General features: G+C 26.9%; 1 protein-coding gene. It reads left to right on the forward strand.

Annotated features, from left to right (window positions below):
- Positions 1-150: 150 nt before the first annotated feature.
- The coding region (locus ACVC2P_RS01395; protein WP_452596696.1) for a sacsin N-terminal ATP-binding-like domain-containing protein at positions 151-3,580 on the forward strand (3,430 nt) is incomplete at its 3' end.

A 3,580-nucleotide genomic window follows, 5' to 3' on the forward strand; every position in this document is an offset into this window, starting at 1 on the left:
GTTGTAAGTAATGCGAAAATCGAGCAAAAATTGAACATTTGAACTAAAAAAGCCAGCCACACAAACAGCACATTTGGTTTTTACCCAACACATAAGCCAACGCTGAAAAAACCAAAAGAGCTGTTTCTTGCCAACGCTCGAAAATTGTGAATGAAGAAAATAATTGAAAAAGAAATAATAAAAAAAAGAAAACTCTTTAAAGAAAATTATGCTGAAATGGTCGGAGCATATAAAAGAGAGAAAGAAACTACAAAAGACTATAATGGCAGACAATTATTAGAACTGATACAAAATGCAGATGACGCAGGTTCAAATGCAATATTGATTAAAATTGATACTAAAAATTCAATCCTTACAATATCAAATAAAGGAGAAGCTTTTACCAAAGAAGGATATAGGTCATTAATGATTCAAAACCTTTCTTCAAAATTAAAAAAATCATATATTGGAAATAAAGGATTAGGTTTTCGTTCTATCATTAACTGGAGCTACAGTATCACAATCATTAGTAATGGAACTACAGTTGAATTTTCGGAAGAAAAAAGAAAGCAGGAATTTCACAACTTGTTCGATGAAAATGAAAGATTAAATATTATTAATGAATTTTCATTTTCAAAAGACGTAAACCCATTACCTTTTTTAGCAATTCCGTTAATAAAGGAATCATCTAATCATAAAGACTTCACAACATCAATAGAAATTAATTATCGAGACCAATTTTTTGATGACATCCTCACACAAGTCAAAGATTTAAAAGAAGAAGTTTTACTATTTCTAAATAACATCAAAAAAATTGAAATACAAGGTTTTGATGACATTAATGATATAGAAATAAAGGGAGAAAAATCTATTGAAAAACCAATTTCAATTGGAGATAAAAAATGGACAGTTTATGAAAAATCGGGAGTTCTTGACGATAAATACCAAGATAATACCAATACCCAAAAAGAACACTACCAATTAAAGATTGCAATTCCTATAGGATTTGAGAATGAAACTGATTTACTATTTACTTTTTTTCCAACAAAAGTAAATTTAGAATTCCCATTTGTTGTTCACGGAACCTTTGATTTGGACAGCTCAAGAAACCAATTAGTTAAATCAGATAAAAATCAGTTTGTCCTTGAAAAACTAATAGAGCTTATCATTGAAGCGGCGAAAAAAGTGTCGAAAGAAAAAGTTAGTTGGAAACCTTTAGAGTTGTTAAACTATAACAACAAAAACAAAGTGTTGTCAGACCTAAATTTTTATGAAAATATAAATGAAAAAATAAAAGAGTTAGAATTGTTTCCCTGTATCGATGGTCTGTATCGAAAATTAACTGATACCTTAATGTATAATACTGATTTCACAAATTACATTATTGAAACCAACAACATAAACTATTTTTCAAATCTTTTAATACCTATAAACTCTGAATTAAAGCATTGGTTATCATCTGAATTAGATTTGCAATTTTGGGTTTTGAAATCAAAGAATTTCATAAAAAAAATTGACAAAATTAGTCAAGAAATAAAAACCTTAAATGACAGAGTAGACCTAATTTATATATTAGAACAAGACAATTCCTTTCACTCAAACAATGAACAATACTCTCTTTTATTGAATGAAGATAAAAAAGTGATAGATAAAAGTATTTCTGTCTTTACACCACCAACCACTAAATCTGAAAAATTCAGCTTGCCAGATTTTGTTAAAATCGACTTTTTAAATAAATATTTCTACACAAAACTACTTAACAAATATGATTTATCTAATCACAAAGAAAAAGCAAGGGAATTACAGAGAAGGCTAAAAGAGATTGTTAGAATTCGCTCATTTGAGCCAATTCCAGTAATTGGAAAAGTAATTACAGAAACCAATCGATTAATTCAAAAATCTAAAAGTAAAAGTGACGTAAACATTATTACAAAGAATATGATAATGTCCTTGTATAATATTCACAAAGATTTAAACGAAACAACAAGTCCAGATACTTCTAAAGTCAAAGTAATAACTCAAAGTGGGAAAATTCAATTGGCAAATGAACTTTATCTTTCTAGAGATTATCCTTCAGGAGAACTTACAGAAGATTTATTTAAAGGCATTTTACCAAAGAATAAATTTGTTTCAAGTAGAAAAACTTTAGGGTTAGAAAATGAAGACTCAATTTCTGTGGAACGTTTTTTATTAGATTTTCTGAAAGTAAATAAGCATACTAAAATAACGAACGATTATGTGCCAGAAAATCAATATGAAACATTCGTATTCAAAAATATTGAAAAGCCAATTGGCTATAGAGACTCATACATTAGAGTTAGTAAAATAGATAATTTCGAAAATATTATAAAATTGATAAGCAATGAAAAGCTTATCATTTGGCTAATAAAAGACAGTAATCTTCAAAAACAGTTAAGCGATTCGTTCAATAATGATATTTTTAGATATGATAAAAGAGCTGAACATAGTTTCAATTATTACCATTATTTCGAAAACAAGCCATCTTATTTCAAATATCAACTTCAACAACAGAAAATTTTCAACGACCTATTAATAACTGATGATAAATTGTCTTTTGTCAACGAAGTAAAAATTGATTATTCCAATAAACTATTTAGCAAATATCAAATTACAAAGGATGAGATTAATTCCATATTAATAGAATTAGGAGCTAAAGAAAATTTTAGTGATTTATCCATTGAAAGAGTAAGTGAGATTTTAGGTTCATTAAAAGAAAAAGATGCTAAAGGGAAAAATACACAAAAAATATACAAATTAGCTTTTGAACATTATAGAAAAAATAAAGAAGCTCTTTTAATAACTGATGATTTCAAACTATTTGCTACCAAAGGAAAACAAAGTAGTTACTTTACTTATTCAGAAGTCTATTATTCAGATAATTCAAAATTACCAAAAAAGATAATTAGCCAAGAAGCTATTCTTAATTTCCCAAAAAGAGTTGGCGAAAGTCAAGTATCTGCCTTTTTTGGAATAAAAACATTTAAAGATTTTAAGATAAAAGTTATATTGAAAGAACTTAATATTTCAATGACACAATGGCTGAATGAATATTTACGTTTAATAAAACCATATTTATTGTCAATAAGATTAAGTAAAATATCACCTGACAACAGTACCCTAATTGATACTCAAGTAAAAAATATTAAGTCTTTGAACATAGAAATTTGCAATCGAATTTCTTGTGATATCAATAATAATGAAATTGAGCTTGAAGAATTTGATTTTATAAATGAAAAGAATAGTTTTTATATTAAAACAAATTCTTTTTATGATTTAAATAGCCTAAAGACAGATTCAACTATATGCGATTTGGTTTCTGAAATAATTACAATTGTTTTTCAAGTAAATGAAAACAAATTAGATTTTAGGTCTTGTTTTAGAAATGATATTCAAGATACGGAACACTCAATAATTTCAGAATATGGTAATGAAGTATTACAAGAGGCAAAATCTTTATTAGATATGTCTGATTATCAAAAAGAATTTTGGCAAGCAGTTTTTAAAATTCAACATAAAACAGAGTTTTATGATTTCAACCAAAGCATTGAGAAAATTCGTCAAAGTGAGTATGGAAGTATGA

Source organism: Pontimicrobium sp. MEBiC01747 (genome assembly GCF_053601635.1).